The following is a 15,419-nucleotide window of genomic DNA, read 5'->3' as shown; positions in this document are numbered from 1 at the left end:
CACGGTGGGTGACGATCCGTCAGCCCATGTGCGGGTAGGTGTAGTCGGTCGGCGGGACCAGCGTCTCTTTGATGGCGCGGGTCAGCGTCCAGCGCAGCAGGTTCTGCGGGGCGCCGGCCTTGTCGTCGGTGCCGGAGGCACGGCCGCCGCCGAAGGGCTGCTGGCCGACGACGGCGCCGGTGGACTTGTCGTTGATGTAGAAGTTGCCGGCCGCGTAACGCAGCTTCTCCATCGTGTACGCCGCCGCCGCGCGGTCGTTCGCGATCACCGAACCGGTCAGCGCGTAGTCGGACACCGACTCCATCTGGGTCAGCATCTCGTCGTACTTGTCGTCCTCGTACACGTACACGGCGAGGAACGGGCCGAAGTACTCGGTGCGGAAGACCTCGTTGTCCGGGTCGGTGCACTCGACGACGGTCGGACGGACGAACCAGCCGACCGAGTCGTCGTAGCCGCCGCCCGCCACGATCGTGCAGCTGGGGTCCTGCTTCGCGCGGTCGATCGCCGCCTTGTTCTTGGCGAAGGACCGCTCGTCGATCACCGCGCCCATGAAGTGGGACAGGTCGGTGACGTCGCCCATCGTCAGGCCGTCGACCTCGGCCGCGAACTCCTCCTTGAAACCGGAGTTCCAGATCGACGCCGGGAGGTAGGCGCGCGAGGTGGCGCTGCACTTCTGGCCCTGGTACTCGAAGGCGCCGCGGGTCAGCGCCGTCTTCAGCACCGCGCGGTCGGCGCTCGGGTGGGCGACGACGAAGTCCTTGCCGCCGGTCTCGCCGACCAGGCGCGGGTAGGAGCGGTACTTCTCGATGTTGTTGCCGACCGTCTTCCACAGGTACTGGAAGGTCTTGGTCGAGCCGGTGAAGTGGATGCCGGCCAGGTCACGGTGGTTCAGGGCGACCTCGGAGACCTCGAGGCCGTCGCCGGTGAGCAGGTTGATGACGCCCTTGGGCAGGCCCGCCTCCTCCAGCAGCCGCATGAGCAGGACGGCCGCGTGGGTCTGGGTGGGGGACGGCTTCCAGATCACCACGTTGCCCATGAGGGCGGGGGCGGTGGGCAGGTTGGCGGCGATCGCGCTGAAGTTGAACGGCGTGATCGCGTAGACGAAGCCCTCCAGCGGGCGGTGGTCCAGGCGGTTCCAGACGCCCGGGGAGTTCGCCGGGGGCTGCTCGGCGAGGATCTGGCGGGCGTAGTGGACGTTGAACCGCCAGAAGTCGACCAGCTCGCACGGGGAGTCGATCTCCGCCTGCTGCGCGGTCTTCGACTGGCCCAGCATGGTGGAGGCGGCGATGGTCTCGCGCCAGGGCCCGGCGAGCAGTTCGGCGGCGCGCAGGATGATCGCCGCGCGGTCGTCGAAGGACATCGCGCGCCAGGCCGGGGCGGCGGCGAGGGCCGCGTCGATCGCGTCGCGCGCGTCCTGCCGGGTGGCGTTGCGCAAGGTGCCGAGGACGGCCTTGTGGTTGTGCGGCTGGACGACCTGGAAGGGCTCGCCGCCGCCCATCCGCTTCTCGCCGCCGATGGTCATCGGCAGGTCGACCGGGTTCTCGGCCAGTTCCTTGAGCTTGGCCTCCAGGCGCTGGCGCTCGGGCGAGCCGGGGGCGTAGCCGTGCACCGGCTCGTTGACGGGGGTGGGGACCTGGGTCACAGCGTCCATGGGATGCGTAACTCCTTGTACGTGAGCGGGTGTCGGGCTCAGCCCTGGGTGAGCGTGGAGCGCAGGAAGAAGCGCAGGTTCGCCGGCTTCTCCGCGAGGCGGCGCATGAAGTAGCCGTACCAGTCGGTGCCGTAGGCGGTGTAGACGCGCATGCGGTGGCCCTCGGCGGCCAGCCGCAGGTGCTCCTCGCCGCGGATGCCGTACAGCATCTGGAACTCGTACTCGTCCGGCTTGCGCCCGGCGCGCCGGGCGAGTTCCTGGGCGATGGAGATCAGGCGCGGGTCGTGGGAGCCGATCATCGGGTATCCCTCGCCCTGCATCAGGGTCCGCAGGACGCGCACGTACGCCTTGTCGATGTCGTGCTTGCGCTGGTGCGCGACCGAGGCGGGCTCCTTGTACGCCCCCTTCACCAGCCGCACCCGGCTGCCGTTCGCGGCGAGCCGGCGGGCGTCGTCCTCGGTGCGGAAGAGGTAGGCCTGGATGACGCAGCCGGTCTGCGGGAAGTCCTCGCGCAGCGCGTCGTGGATGGCGAACATCGAGTCGAGGGTGGTGTGGTCCTCCGCGTCGAGCGTCACGGTCGTGCCGATCGCGGCGGCGGCCTCGACGACGGGCCGGACGTTGCGCAGCGCCAGTTCGTGGCCGTCCGCCAGCGCCTGTCCGAACATGGACAGCTTGACCGACATCTCGACCCGGGGACCGAGTTCCAGGTCCTTCAGCCGGTCGACGAGCTCCAGGTAGGCGTCGCGGGCGGCGGCGGCCTGCCCGGGCGTGGTGATGTCCTCGCCGACGACGTCCATGGTCAGCTCCAGGCCCTTGCCGGTGAGGTCCTGGATGACCGGCACGATGTCGTCGACGGTCTCGCCGGGGATGAAGCGGTCGACGACCTGCCTGGTTCCCGGGGCCGCCGAGACCAGGCGTCGCATCCGGTCGCTGCGCGACGCGGCGAGAATCACGGGACCCAGCACGGGGCACCTCCACAACAAGGCCAGAAGGGGGGCCGTGACCCGGCGAAGCGGGCACGGCACGGAGTACCACCGTGAAACCTAAGGATCCCTCCGATCGTCGGCCATCGACAGCTGTCACGCATCCGTGCCGCAGATCTCAGACAGATGTATGAAGGGTTTCCCGGCCATGCGGGACAATGCCCGGGTGACCTCGGACTACAAAGGTGACTACCAGGAGCTGGTCGACGAGATCTCCGAGCTGCTGGGCGCGCCCGCGACGCTGGAGAACCGGGACTTCGAGCTGATCGCCTTCGGCGCCTACGACAACGAGCGCGACCTGGACGCGTCGGCCCTGGACCCGGTGCGCACCCGTTCGATCCTGTCCCGGCGCTCCACCCCGGCGGTGCGCACCTGGTTCGAGGGCTTCGGCATCACCCGCGCGACCGGCCCGGTGCGCATCCCGCCCAGTCCGGAGGCCGGGGTCTACCGCGGGCGCGTCTGCCTGCCGGTACGCCACCGAGGGGTCGTGCTCGGCTACGTCTGGCTGCTGGACGACGATCCGGGGCCGACCGAGCGGCAGCTCGACGCGGCCATGGCGGTGACGGCCCGGATCGGCGCGCTGCTCGCGGACGAGGCGCAGCACGGCGCCGACCTCACCCGGGAACTGCGGGCGGTGCTGACCGCCGAGCGGGGCTGGCAGCGGGAGATGGCGGTGGCGGAGCTGCGCACCGCCCTCGGGGCCCGCGCGGACGGCCCGCACACGGTGGTGTGCGTGGCCCCCTGGCCCTCCGCCGACCCGGAGGACGCGCCCTCGGTGCGGACGGTGCCGGGCGCGACCGCGTTGTGCACGGTCCCCTGGGGGACGGCGGCCCAGTGCCTCGCCCTGCTGGTCCGGCTGCGCTCGGCCGACGCCCTGACCGCGGCGACGTCGGCGGCGGCCCGGCTGCTGGAACGGGCGGGGCGGCCGGCCGGGGCGGAGTCCGGCCCGGCGGCCGGGGTCGCCGCCGCGCGCACCGGGCTGGCGGAGCTGGGCGCGGCCTGGCGGGAGGCCTCGGCGGCGGCCCGGGCGGCGCTCGCCGAGCCGCGGCTCGGCCCGGTCGCCGAGTGGGCGCGCATCGGGCCGTTCCGCCTGCTGACGTCGCTGCCGCCGGACGTGGCCCGCGATCCCGCCGTGCACGCCCTGCTCTCCCCCGCCCACCGGGAGCTGGCCCGCACCGCCGAGGTCTACCTGGACCTCGCGGGCCAGGCCGGCCGCACCGCCGCCGAGCTGGGCATCCACCGCCAGACCCTCTACTACCGCCTGTCCCGCGTGGAGCAGCTCACCGGCCTCGACCTGGACGACGGCGAGGACCGGCTGCTGCTGCACATGGCCCTGAAGGCGGCCCGACTGTGATCGCCCGGCCCGGCCCCGGTTCCCCTCGGCCGGATCGCCGCGGCCACCCCGCTCAGGGCGTCTTCCCTGCGGCCTCGATCACCCGGCGCAGGCCCTCCGTCAGGCGGTCGGCGTCGGTGGCGGAGCCGGGGTCGAAGAGCCACTGGACCATGAGGCCCTGCAGCAGGGTCTGGTAGAAGCGGCCCTCGGTGTCGGCGGTCTCCGGATCGATCTCGTCCTCGGGGACGCCGGTGAACAGCGGCACGATGCCGGAGCGGCCCTGCTCCTGGGCCTCGACCAGCAGCTTGCGCACCTCCGGGAGCCGGTCGCCCTGGATGATCAGCTCGAAGGTGAGCAGCCAGACCGCGCGGGACTCGGGAAGCGTGCGGATGACGTTGCTCCACACCTCCCGGAACCGCTCCAGCGACCCCGGCGCGGCCGACATCGCACCGCCCGTGCCCCAGCCCGGGTCAAAGCGGTCGCCCATGCCTTCGATCAGGGAGACGTAGGCCGCCACCAGCAGCGCGTCCTTCGACCCGTAGTGGTAGCCGATCGACGCCAGGTTGGTCCCCGACTCCTTGACGATGTCCCGCGCCGTCGTGCGCAGGAACCCCTTGTCCAGCAGGCAGCGCTTGGCGCCCTCGAGCAGATCCTCACGATGTCCCATGCCCCCACCCTAGCGCCGTTCCATACACCCGTCCTAGACGAACGATTTATACAGCCGTACTAGACAGACGTTTTATACGCCCGTACAGTCATCGGCATGACGAACTCGACGAGCACCGCCACCACTTCGGCCGGCCGGCGCGCCGGCCGCCGCGAATGGACCGCGCTGGGCGTGCTGATGCTGCCGTTGCTGCTGGTCTCGATGGACGTCTCCGTCCTGTACTTCGCCATCCCGGCGATCAGCGCCGACCTGCGGCCGAGCGGCACCCAGCAGCTGTGGATCTTCGACATCTACGCCTTCGTGCTGGCCGGCCTGCTGATGACGATGGGCTCGCTCGGGGACCGCATCGGCCGCCGCAGGCTCCTGCTGCTGGGCGCGGCCGCCTTCGGCGCCGCCTCCCTGGTGGCGGCGTACGCCGACAGCGCCGGGACCCTGATCGCGGCGCGCGCGGTCCTCGGCGTCGGCGGCGCGACCCTGATGCCGTCGACGATGGCGCTGATCCGCACGATGTTCACCGACCCCGCCCAGCGCGCGAAGGCGATCGGGCTGTGGTCCGGTGTGATGACGGCCGGGATCGCGCTCGGCTCGGTGCTCAGCGGCGTGCTGGTCCAGTTCTTCTGGTGGGGCTCGGTCTTCCTGGTGAACCTGCCGGCGATGGCGCTGCTGCTGGTCCTCGGCCCCCTGCTGCTGCCGGAGTCGCGCGACCCCGCTCCCGGCCGGTTCGACTGGCTGAGCGTCCCGCTGTCGATGGCCGCCGTGCTCCCGGTGATCTACGGGCTGAAGGAGATCCCGTCCGAGGGCTGGAACGTCCGGTACGTCGTCTCGATCACCGTCGGCCTGCTCTTCGCGGCCGCCTTCGTCCACCGCCAGCGCACCGCGGCCTCACCGCTGATCGACCCGGCCCTGTTCCGCGGCCGCGGCTTCGCCCCGTCCGTCGTCCTCAACCTGATCGCCTCGTTCGCCATGATGGGCTCGGCGTTCTTCACCACGCAGTACCTGCAGTCGGTGCTCGGCAGGAGCGCGATGGAGGCGGCCCTGTGGGCGCTGCTGCCCTCGGTGCCGATCGGCATGGCAGCCCCGGCGGCGACCGCGCTCGTCCAGAAGGGCGTCGACCGCGCCCACGTGGTCGCCGCGGGCTTCGCGATCGCCGCGGGCGGTTACGGGATGCTGGTCCTCACGGACACGGACTCCCTGTGGCTGCTGCTGGCCGCGTGCGGCGTGCTGGCCTCCGGGATCGTCATGGTGATCTCGCAGATCACGGACCTGGCGATGGGCAGCGCCCCGGTGGAGCGGGCGGGTTCCGCGTCCTCCCTGATGGAGACCGGCGCGGAGTTCGGTGGCGCGCTCGGCATGGCGGTCCTCGGCTCCATCGGCACGGCGGTCTACCGCCACGACATCCCGGCCTCGGCTCCGGACGCGGCCCGCGAGACGCTGGGCGGCGCGCTGGCGGTCGCCGACGGCGTCCCGGGGCTGGCGACGGCGGCCCGCGAGGCGTTCACCGCCGGGATGCACGGGGCGGCGATCGCGGGGGCGGTCCTGCTGGCCGGGGCGGCGGCGCTGGCGACGGCGACCCTGCGGAAGGCCCGTGGCGAGGACGGCTGACGGCCCGCGAAAACGCCGGACGGGCCGAGGAGGATGTTCCTCGGCCCGTCCGGCGTTCGCGTGCGTCCCGCGCGGTCTCGTCGCGTCAGACGAGGTTCACCGACCGGGCGAACGTCGCCCCGATCTCCTCGGCGACCTCGGCCAGCACGTTCGGGGCCACCGTGTCGTCGACCGTCAGCACGGCCAGCGCCTCGCCGCCGGCCGCCGCACGGGCGACCTGCATGCCGGCGATGTTGATGCCCGCCTCGCCGAAGACACGGCCCACCGTGCCGACGACGCCCGGACGGTCCTCGTAGCGCAGGACGGCCATGTGGTCGGCGAGCGCGAGGTCGACGTCGTAGTCGCCGACGGCGACGATCTTCTGCAGGTGCTTCGGACCGGCCAGCGTGCCGGAGACCGACACCTCCTCGCCGCTGCCGAGCGTGCCGCGCACGGTCACCACGTTGCGGTGGTCGGCCGACTCGGAGCTGGTCGTCAGGCGCACCTCGACACCGCGCTCCTGCGCGAACAGCGGGGCGTTGACGTAGGAGACGGTCTCGTCGACGACGTCCTCGAAGACGCCCTTGAGGGCGCTGAGCTCCAGCACCTTCACGTCGTGCTGAGTGATCTCGCCGTACACCTCGACGTCGAGACGGACCGCGACCTCGCCCGCGAGCGCGGTGAAGATCCGGCCGAGGCGCTCGGCGAGCGGCAGGCCCGGCTTGACGTCCTCGGCGATGACGCCGCCCTGGACGTTCACCGCGTCGGGGACCAGCTCACCGGCGAGGGCGAGCCGCACCGACCGGGCCACGGCGATGCCGGCCTTCTCCTGCGCCTCGTCCGTCGACGCGCCGAGGTGCGGGGTGCACACCACCTGGTCGAACTCGAACAGCGGGGAGTCCGTGCAGGGCTCCTTGGCGTACACGTCGAGGCCGGCGCCCGCGACGCGGCCCTCCTTCAGCGCCGAGTACAGCGCCTCCTCGTCGACGATGCCGCCGCGGGCGGCGTTGACGATGCGCACGCTCGGCTTGACCTTGCGCAGCGCCTCGTCGCCGATCAGGCCGAGGGTCTCGGGGGTCTTGGGCAGGTGGACGGTGATGAAGTCGGAGACCTCCAGCAGCTCGTCCAGCGACAGCACCTTGACGCCCATCTGCGCGGCCCGCGCGGGCTGGATGTAGGGGTCGTAGGCGACGACCTTCATCCCGAAGGCGGACATGCGCTGGGCGACGAGCGCGCCGATGCGGCCCAGGCCCACGACGCCGAGGGTCTTCTCGGCGAGCTCCACGCCCGTGTACTTGCTGCGCTTCCACTCGCTGTTCTTCAGCGCGGCGTTGGCCTGCGGGATGTGGCGCGCGGTGGCGATGAGCAGGCCGCAGGCCAGCTCGGCGGCCGTGACGATGTTGGAGGTGGGGGCGTTGACGACCATCACGCCGGCCTTGGTGGCGGCGGAGACGTCGACGTTGTCGAGGCCGACGCCGGCTCGCGCGACGACCTTCAGCTTGTTCGCGGCGGCGATCGCCTCGGCGTCCACCTTGGTGGCGGAGCGGATCAGGATCGCGTCGACGTCGGCGATGGCGGGGAGCAGCTCGGCTCGGTCCGCTCCGTTGCAGTGCCGGATCTCGAAGTCGGGTCCGAGTGCGTCCACGGTCGCGGGCGACAGCTCTTCAGCGATGAGTACGACGGGTTTCGAGCTCACGTGGTCCTCACATGTGCGATGCGGACGGCCGTCCCGACGGCCGCAGGCGGTGGAGGGGTGCTGGGGCCGGTCTGGCCATTCCCGTCGTCCGCCCGAGGAGACGCCGCGAGGCAGGGGGGAATGTCAGACAGGCCCTTGGGCCGCGTGGAAGACGCACGACGCTGTGGGCCTGACGCGTTTGTTGTGCAGCAGTCTAGTGGCGCGGCGGGCGTCGTCTCACGCCACCGCGGAAGGATCACCCGTCGGAGACTGGACGGGTTGGACAACGGGGCCGGAGCGATCCGCTCCGGCCCCGTGGCCTGGAGGCTTACGCCTCCTCGTTCACCCAGCTCATCAGCTTGCGCAGCTGCTTGCCGGTGGTCTCCAGCAGGTGCTCGGAGTCCTGCTTCTTGTACTCGTTGTACTTCTTCAGACCGCCGTGGTACTCGTCCATCCAGTTCTGGGCGAAGGAGCCGTCCTGGATCTCGGCGAGGACCTTCTTCATCTCGGCCTTGGTGGCGTCGGTGATGATCCGCGGGCCGGTGACGTAGTCGCCCCACTCGGCGGTCTCGGAGATCGACCAGCGCATCTTCTCCAGGCCGCCCTCGTACATGAGGTCCACGATCAGCTTCAGCTCGTGCAGGCACTCGAAGTAGGCGATCTCCGGCTGGTAGCCGGCCTCGGTCAGCGTCTCGAAGCCCGCCTTGACCAGCGCCGCGGTGCCACCGCACAGGACCGCCTGCTCACCGAACAGGTCGGTCTCGGTCTCCTCGGTGAAGGTGGTCTTGATGACGCCGGCGCGGGTTCCGCCGATGCCCTTGGCGTACGACAGCGCCAGCGCGAAGGCGTCGCCGGAGGCGTCCTGCTCGACGGCGACGATGCAGGGAACGCCGCGGCCCTCCTCGTACTGGCGGCGCACCAGGTGGCCCGGGCCCTTCGGGGCGACCATGCAGACGTCGACGCCGGCCGGGGGCTTGATGAAGCCGAAGCGGATGTTGAAGCCGTGGCCGAAGAACAGGGCGTCGCCGTCGTTGAGGTTCGGGGCGATGGACTCCTCGTAGACCTGGGCCTGGATCGGGTCCGGGACCAGGATCATGATCACGTCGGCCTCGGCGGCGGCCTCCGCCGGGGTCACCACGCGCAGGCCCTGCTCCTCGGCCTTCGCCTTGGACTTGGAGCCCTCGTGCAGACCGACGCGGACGTCGACACCCGAGTCGCGCAGCGACAGCGCGTGGGCGTGGCCCTGGCTGCCGTAACCGATGACCGCGACCTTGCGGCCCTGGATGATGGACAGGTCGGCGTCGGCGTCGTAGAACAGCTCGGCCACTTTGGGTTCTCTCCTTGAGTGCTGGTGTTGCGTCCCACCGTATGACGGCGGGGGGAAGGGAAGTCTCACGGTCTCGGTATGCGGGCGGCCGGTGTCACCCGGTCGCCCGCATCCGTCGTCATGCCGAGCGGTCGAGAGCGCGCAGCGACCGGTCGGTGATCGAACGTGCGCCGCGTCCGATCGCGATCGTGCCGGACTGCACCAGCTCCTTGATGCCGAACGGCTCGAGCATCTTGAGCATGGCGGTCAGCTTCTCGGTGGAGCCGGTGGCCTCGACGGTGACGGCCTCCGGGGAGACGTCGACGGTCTTGGCGCGGAACAGCTGGACGATCTCGACGATCTGGGAGCGCGTCTCGTTGTCGGCGCGCACTTTCACCAGGACGAGTTCGCGCTGAACGGCCTGCGCCGGCTCCAGCTCGACGATCTTCAGGACGTTGACGAGCTTGTTGAGCTGCTTGGTGACCTGCTCCAGCGGCAGTTCCTCCACCCCCACGACGATGGTGATGCGGGAGATGTCGGGGTGCTCGGTGACGCCGACCGCGAGGGAGTCGATGTTGAAGCCGCGGCGCGAGAAGAGGGCGGCGATCCGGGCCAGGATGCCCGGCTTGTTCTCCACCAGGACGGAGAGCGTGTGCTTGGACATGTCTTCGTTTGGTCTCTCTCGCTCAGTCGTCTTCGTTGTCGCCGAAGTCGGGGCGGACGTCCCGGGCGGCCATGATCTCGTCGTTGGAGGTGCCGGCGGCGACCATCGGCCAGACCATCGCGTCCTCGTGGACGATGAAGTCCACGACGACCGGGCGGTCGTTGATCGCGTTGGCCTCCTCGATGACCTTGTCGAGGTCGTCCGGGGACTCGCAGCGCAGCCCCACGCAGCCCATCGCCTCGGACAGCTTCACGAAGTCCGGCACGCGCGTGCCCCTGGCGTCGGGGTTGATGTCGTCGGGGCCGGAGTGGAGCACGGTGTTGGAGTAGCGCTGGTTGTAGAACAGCGTCTGCCACTGGCGGACCATCCCGAGGGCGCCGTTGTTGATGATGGCGACCTTGATCGGGATGTTGTTCAGGGCGCAGGTGGTGAGCTCCTGGTTGGTCATCTGGAAGCAGCCGTCGCCGTCGATCGCCCAGACGGTCCGGTCCGGCGCGCCGGCCTTGGCGCCCATCGCGGCCGGGACCGCGTAGCCCATCGTCCCCGCGCCGCCGGAGTTCAGCCAGGTGGCGGGCTTCTCGTACTGGATGAAGTGCGCGGCCCACATCTGGTGCTGGCCGACGCCCGCCGCGAAGATCGTGCCCTCCGGGGCGAGCCGGCCGACGCGCTCGATGACCTGCTGCGGGGAGAGCGAGCCGTCCTCGGGCAGGTCGTAGCCGAGCGGGTAGGTGTCGCGCCAGCGGGACAGGTCCTTCCACCAGGCGGTGTAGTCGCCCTTGTGGCCCTCGCTGTGCTCCTTCTGCACGGCCTGGATCAGGTCGGCGATGACCTCGCGGGCGTCCCCGACGATCGGCACGTCGGCGGCGCGGTTCTTGCCGATCTCGGCCGGGTCGATGTCGGCGTGGACGATCTTGGCGTGCGGGGCGAAGCTGTCCAGCTTGCCGGTGACGCGGTCGTCGAAGCGGGCTCCGAGGGCGACGATCAGGTCGGCCTTCTGCAGCGCGGTGACGGCGGTGACCGCACCGTGCATGCCCGGCATTCCCACGTGCAGCGGGTGGCTGTCGGGGAATGCGCCGAGCGCCATCAGGGTGGTGGTGACGGGCGCTCCGGTGAGCTCTGCCAGGACCTTCAGCTCCGCGGTGGCGTGCGCCTTGAGCACACCGCCGCCGACGTAGAGGACCGGCCGCCGGGCGGCGGTGATCAGCTTGGCCGCCTCGCGGATCTGCTTGGCGTGCGGCTTGGTCACCGGGCGGTAGCCGGGCAGGTCCATGACGGGCGGCCAGGAGAAGGTGGTCCTCGCCTGGAGGGCGTCCTTGGCGATGTCGACCAGGACCGGGCCGGGGCGGCCGGTGGAGGCGATGTGGAACGCCTGCGCGATCACCCGCGGGATGTCCTCGGCCTTGGTGACCAGGAAGTTGTGCTTGGTGACCGGCATGGTGATGCCGACGATGTCCGCCTCCTGGAAGGCGTCCGTGCCGATCGACGAGGAGGCGACCTGGCCGGTGATCGCCACCAGCGGCACCGAGTCCATGTGGGCGTCCGCGATCGGCGTCACCAGGTTGGTGGCGCCCGGGCCCGAGGTGGCCATGCAGACGCCGACCTTGCCGGTGGCCTGCGCGTAGCCGGTGGCCGCGTGGCCGGCGCCCTGCTCGTGACGGACCAGGACGTGGCGCACCCGGGTCGAGTCCATCAGCGGGTCGTAGGCGGGAAGGATGGCACCGCCGGGAATGCCGAATACCGTGTCGGCGCCGACCTCCTCGAGAGAGCGGATGAGGGACTGCGCACCCGTGACGTACTCGGGGGCGGAGTGCTGTCCTCCGGATCGGGGCCGCGGCTGCGGATGGTGGGCCCCGGTGGCCTGCTCGGTCATCGGCATTCTCTTCTCGATGCTGAGGGTTTTTGCGAGGTTTGGGCGGCGTTGGGCTGCTGCACGACAGGCGCCTGTGCAACAAAAAACCCCTCGTGCCATAAGGCAAGCGAGGGGAGCGCGCCGGGTGTGTTCGCTGGGAGTTCCGGGTCCGTCCGGACGTCACCAGCGTCAGCCGACGCGCTTTCCAAGTACGAGAATTCGGGTGCGCATGGAACCGACCCTCCCCCCACCGCGTACCGCATGTCAAGCCGGTGGGACAGGAGTCTCATCATGTGAGCGCAGGGCACTGGCGCCCCTCAGGACGGCCGTCACCCCACTGGAGTACACCCGCCCCGTCGTCTCTCTCACGCCACCCGCGAAGACGGGCTCGGCGGGCCCGTGCGGGACCGCGCAGTGGCCGGTACCGAGCGCCCTGCGCAGCCGGTGCTCCTCCAGCGGACCGGAGAACACCAGGCCCTGTCCGTGCGTGCAGCCCATCGCGCGCAGGGTGGCGGCCTGCTCGGGCTGGTCCACCCCGACGGCCACGGACTGCAGCCCGAGATCGGCGGCGATGCGCAGCAGCCCACCGGTGATCTTGTGCAGCCGCGCGGACTCGACGACGCCCTCGACCAGGCCGCGGTCCAGCTTCAGCACGTCGACGGGGAGTCTGCGCAGGGCCGTGATCGCCCCGTGGCCGCCGCCGAAGCCGTCCAGCGCGATCCGCACGCCCAGCCGGCGCAGGGCCGACAGGCGCCGCTCCAGCTCGTCCGGCGAGACCCGGCAGTCGACGTCGGACAGCTCGATCACCAGCGCCCCGGACGGCAGTCCGTGCCGGGTCAGCAGCGCCTCTGTCGAGCCGAGCGGCAGCGCGCGGTCCAGCAGCCGCCGGGCGCTCATCCGGACCGCCACCGGCACCGGCAGGCCGGTCGCGGCGCGTTCGGCGGCCTGGGCGACGGCCTCCTCGAGGATCCAGCGGTCCAGTTCCTGCGTCCTGTCGCTCTCCTCGGCCACCCGCAGGAACTCGGCCGGGGTGAACAGCACCCCCTGGGAGGAGCGCCAGCGCGCCTGCGCCTCGACCGCCGTGATCCGGCCGTCCGACAGGCGCACCACCGGCTGGTGCAGCAGCGTGAACTCGCCGTCCTGCAGGGCGGCGCGCAGTCGCGTGGCCAGTTCCGCCTTGCGTACGACGTCCTGCTGCATCTGCGGCGCGTACAGCTCGACGCGGCCCTTGCCGCCTGCCTTGGCGCGGTACATGGCGAGGTCGGCGTTGCGCAGCAGTTCGCCCGCGCCGAGTCCCGGTTCGGCGAAGGCCACGCCGATGGACGCGTTGACCCGGACATCGTTGCCGTCGATGAGGTAGGGCTGGGAGAGCGTGGCTCTGAGGCGCTCGGCGAGTTCCAGTATGTGGCGTTCGCGGGCGGAGCGGTCGCGGCCGCCGTCCCCGACGATCAGGGCCGCGAACTCGTCGCCGCCGAGCCGGGAGGCCGTGTCGCCGTGCCGGACGGCGTCCTGGAGTCTGCGGGCGGCCTGGACGAGCAGTTCGTCCCCGGCCTGGTGCCCGATCGTGTCGTTGACGGCCTTGAAGCCGTCGAGGTCGATGAAGAGCACGGCCGTGCCGCGCAGCGCGGCCCCGCGGTCGGAGGACCGTCGGCCGGACAGGGCCTGCTGGACGCGCTTGGTGAACAGGGCGCGGTTGGGCAGGTCGGTGAGCGGGTCGTGTTCGGCGTTGTGCTGCAACTGCGCCTGCAGGCGCACTCGCTCGGTCACGTCCCGGCTGTTGAAGATGAGGCCGCCGTGGTGGCGGTTGACGGTGGACTCGACGTTGAGCCAGTCTCCCCCGCTCCCGGCTCCGCCCGGGCGGGAGGCGCCCCCGCCGGAGCGGAACCGGCACTCGATGCGGGTGGTGGGCTCCTCCAGCGGGCTGGCGGCGAGGAAGCGGCGCACCTCGTGCACCACGCGGCCCAGGTCCTCCGGGTGGATGAGGTTGGCCAGTTCCGTGCCCACCAGCTCCTCCGCGGGGCGTCCGTAGACCCCGGCGGCGGCCGGCGAGACGTAGCGGAGGATGCCGTTGGGCGCGGCGATCATGATGACGTCGCTGGAGCCCTGCACCAGGGAGCGGAAGTGGTTCTCCTGCTGCGCCAGTTCCTGGGTGAGGGTGATGTTGTCCAGCAGCATGATGCCCTGGCGCACCACGAGGGCGAGCACGACCGTGCCGCCGGTCAGCAGTACCACGCGGTCGACGCTGCGGCCGCTGAGCACATTGTAGAGGATGCCCAGCGTGCAGACGGCGGCGGCGAGGTAGGGCGTGAGCGCGGCCAGCGAGCCGGCGATCGGCCGGGCGGCCGGATACCGGCCGTGGTCGTCCGCCTGCGGGGGCGCGGGGTACCGGCCGTGGTCGTCCGCCTGCGGGGAGGCGGGGTGCCGGTGCGGGCCGCCCCGTTCGCCGGGCAGGTGTTCGTGCAGCACGCGCGTGTGCCCGTCGTGCCGGCCGCCGTGCCATTCAGGCCAGTTGTGGCCGCCGCTGCGCCCGTCGTGCCGGCCGGCCCCGGCGCCGGCCGCCTCCGCGCCGACGGGCTCCGGGGCTTCGGGCTCCGGGGCTTCGGGCTCCGGCTGCGTGTGCCGGGACGCGGCCCAGGGGGCGTAGGCGAGCAGCAGGGAGCCGGCGAACCAGCCCGCGTCGAGCAACTGGCCGGAGTGGTAGCTGTCGTGCAGCAGCGGCGAGGTGAACAGCGCGTCGCACATCACGGTGAGGGCGAGCGCGCCGATGGCGGTGTTGACCGCCGTGCGGTTGACCGCGGAGCGCCTGAAGTGCAGCGCGAGCACCATGCTGACCAGGGCGATGTCCAGCAGCGGGTACGCCAGTGACAGGGCGGTGCAGGCGACGCTGGGTCCGTCGAACCGGGCGGCCTGGGCGAGCGCGAGGCTCCAGGACAGGGTGAGCAGCGAGCCGCCGATCAGCCACGCGTCCAGCGCCAGACACACCCAGCCCGCCTTCGTCACGGGCCGCTTGGCGAGCACCAACAGCCCCACGATGGCGGGCGGCGCGAAGCACAGGAAGAACAGGTCGGCGTAACTCGGGCTGGGCACGGGCTGTTCCAGGACCACCTCGTACCACCCCCAGACCCCGTTGCCCAGGGCCGCCATCGCGGAGGACAGGGCGAACAGCGTCCAGGCGGGCCGGAAGCGGACGCGTCGGTCGCGGGCGTACAGCCCGCAGGACACGGCGGCGGTGGCCGCGGCGGCGCTGAGCCCGAAGTCGCCCATGATCAGCGACACTTCGTCGGATCCCCAGCCCACGGCGGAACCGACGGCGTACGCCGCGCAGACCAGCGCCACCACGAGTTGACGGAACAGGCCGGGCCCGCCGCTCGCGGCCGGCCGGCGGGGCGGCGCGCCCTGGGAGCACTGCGGCCGCGGCGCTCCGTCGACGGTGGTCGTGGGAGGCGGCGGCGAGGTCACCGGACCCTCCAGGCCCGCTCGGCTCCCGTGCCTCGGGGGTCCCGGTGCGCCGGACACGCCTGCCGCCGACGGCTGTTGTGCCTCTGGTGGTGACGGCCGTCGTGGTGACGGCTGTGCCGGCAGCCGTGATCGGTGTGGTGACCGCGTCGGGGGGGGGGGGGGGGGGGGGGGGGGGGGGGGGGGGGGGGGGGGGGGGGGTGGTGGGTGTGGACAATAATTGTCGCGCGCGTCTCCCCCCCACCCCCCCCACC

At 71.6% G+C, this 15,419-nt stretch carries 10 protein-coding genes; 2 read left to right on the top strand and 8 right to left on the bottom strand.

From position 1 onward, the window contains the following. Nucleotides 1-19: 19 nt before the first annotated feature. Nucleotides 20-1,651 carry an L-glutamate gamma-semialdehyde dehydrogenase gene (gene pruA, locus ACZ5GT_RS38660; RefSeq protein WP_469036032.1) on the bottom strand — a complete coding sequence of 544 codons (1,632 nt, stop codon included), beginning with the start codon at nt 1,649-1,651 and terminating at the stop codon, nt 20-22. 38 nt (nt 1,652-1,689) lie between these two features. Next, on the bottom strand, nt 1,690-2,616 hold the full coding sequence (locus ACZ5GT_RS38655) for a proline dehydrogenase family protein (protein WP_469036029.1): 927 nt from the start codon (nt 2,614-2,616) through the stop codon (nt 1,690-1,692). Nucleotides 2,617-2,782: 166 nt separating this feature from the next. Between ACZ5GT_RS38655 and ACZ5GT_RS38650 the strand changes: the two genes are divergently transcribed. After that, nucleotides 2,783-3,988 carry a PucR family transcriptional regulator gene (locus ACZ5GT_RS38650; RefSeq protein WP_469036027.1) on the top strand — a complete coding sequence of 402 codons (1,206 nt, stop codon included), beginning with the start codon at nt 2,783-2,785 and terminating at the stop codon, nt 3,986-3,988. A 52-nt stretch (nt 3,989-4,040) separates the two neighbouring features. Here the strand turns inward: ACZ5GT_RS38650 and ACZ5GT_RS38645 are convergent, their stop codons facing one another. Continuing rightward, nucleotides 4,041-4,634 (bottom strand): TetR/AcrR family transcriptional regulator, encoded by a 594-nt coding sequence (locus tag ACZ5GT_RS38645; RefSeq protein ID WP_469036025.1) that lies wholly within the window; start codon nt 4,632-4,634, stop codon nt 4,041-4,043. A gap of 96 nt (nt 4,635-4,730) precedes the next feature. Between ACZ5GT_RS38645 and ACZ5GT_RS38640 the strand changes: the two genes are divergently transcribed. Continuing rightward, the gene (locus ACZ5GT_RS38640) at nt 4,731-6,236 is read left to right on the top strand and encodes an MFS transporter (RefSeq protein WP_469036023.1); all 1,506 of its coding nucleotides are present in this window, start codon (nt 4,731-4,733) and stop codon (nt 6,234-6,236) included. 85 nt (nt 6,237-6,321) lie between these two features. Here ACZ5GT_RS38640 and serA read toward each other — a convergent pair whose 3' ends face one another. The 5 genes from serA to ACZ5GT_RS38615 all read right to left on the bottom strand — a co-directional run bounded on the left by serA (nt 6,322) and on the right by ACZ5GT_RS38615 (nt 15,168). After that, complete coding sequence (serA, locus tag ACZ5GT_RS38635; protein WP_469036019.1) at nt 6,322-7,911, bottom strand: phosphoglycerate dehydrogenase; 1,590 nt, start codon at nt 7,909-7,911, stop codon at nt 6,322-6,324. Between the two features lie 307 nt (nt 7,912-8,218). Then, entirely contained in the window at nt 8,219-9,217 is a 999-nt protein-coding gene (gene ilvC / locus ACZ5GT_RS38630; RefSeq protein WP_469036016.1) for a ketol-acid reductoisomerase, read from the bottom strand. Between the two features lie 118 nt (nt 9,218-9,335). Further along, complete coding sequence (gene ilvN / locus ACZ5GT_RS38625; RefSeq protein WP_469036015.1) at nt 9,336-9,860, bottom strand: acetolactate synthase small subunit; 525 nt, start codon at nt 9,858-9,860, stop codon at nt 9,336-9,338. Between the two features lie 22 nt (nt 9,861-9,882). Then, complete coding sequence (locus tag ACZ5GT_RS38620; protein WP_469036014.1) at nt 9,883-11,730, bottom strand: acetolactate synthase large subunit; 1,848 nt, start codon at nt 11,728-11,730, stop codon at nt 9,883-9,885. Nucleotides 11,731-11,973: 243 nt separating this feature from the next. Next, nucleotides 11,974-15,168 carry a putative bifunctional diguanylate cyclase/phosphodiesterase gene (locus ACZ5GT_RS38615; RefSeq protein WP_469036012.1) on the bottom strand — a complete coding sequence of 1,065 codons (3,195 nt, stop codon included), beginning with the start codon at nt 15,166-15,168 and terminating at the stop codon, nt 11,974-11,976. Between the last annotated feature and the right edge of the window lie 251 nt (nt 15,169-15,419).

It is taken from the genome of Streptomyces sp. NPDC031340 (assembly GCF_055569945.1).
This window is presented reverse-complemented; position numbering and strand designations above follow the sequence as displayed.

Excerpts from the sequence above, each read along its gene's own strand:
- pruA (WP_469036032.1), bottom strand. The coding sequence starts at position 1,651 with ATGGACGCTGTGACCCAGGTCCCCACCCCCGTCAACGAGCCGGTGCAC.
- ACZ5GT_RS38650 (WP_469036027.1), top strand. The coding sequence starts at position 2,783 with ATGCGGGACAATGCCCGGGTGACCTCGGACTACAAAGGTGACTACCAG.
- ACZ5GT_RS38645 (WP_469036025.1), bottom strand. The coding sequence starts at position 4,634 with ATGGGACATCGTGAGGATCTGCTCGAGGGCGCCAAGCGCTGCCTGCTG.
- ACZ5GT_RS38640 (WP_469036023.1), top strand. The coding sequence starts at position 4,731 with ATGACGAACTCGACGAGCACCGCCACCACTTCGGCCGGCCGGCGCGCC.
- ilvN (WP_469036015.1), bottom strand. The coding sequence starts at position 9,860 with ATGTCCAAGCACACGCTCTCCGTCCTGGTGGAGAACAAGCCGGGCATC.
- ACZ5GT_RS38620 (WP_469036014.1), bottom strand. The coding sequence starts at position 11,730 with ATGACCGAGCAGGCCACCGGGGCCCACCATCCGCAGCCGCGGCCCCGA.